Raw genomic sequence first — 255 nt, 5'->3', positions numbered from 1 at the left:
CCCAACGCAAGAGCGAGATACCGGACCAGGCAGTCCAGACGGGCTGTCCGGCGAGCCATGGGGCGGACCACGCCATCACCGAAGCGCTCGGCGAAAATCTTTCGGCGGCAATGGGCGGCACTACAGAAGAAGCGTCGGACAGTCAGGTGCAATTCGATCCTTCGACCCGCACACGGCAGATCGGCAATCGTCCGAGCATAGCGACTATGAACACGACGGGAGGCGGTTCCGCAGTGGGGGCATTTGCAATCTTGT

At 61.6% G+C, this 255-nt stretch carries 1 protein-coding gene; it reads right to left on the bottom strand.

The window, feature by feature from the left end:
• Positions 1-255 (bottom strand): transposase family protein (locus tag DUT91_RS25350; RefSeq protein WP_147272326.1); only part of this gene is annotated, 255 nt, incomplete at both ends.

The sequence above is a fragment of the Paramesorhizobium salinisoli genome (genome assembly GCF_003335045.1).
GTDB classification, from domain to species: Bacteria; Pseudomonadota; Alphaproteobacteria; order Rhizobiales; family Rhizobiaceae; genus Paramesorhizobium; species Paramesorhizobium salinisoli.
The sequence above is the reverse complement of the archived record's forward strand: the minus strand, read 5'-3'. Positions and strand labels throughout refer to the sequence as shown.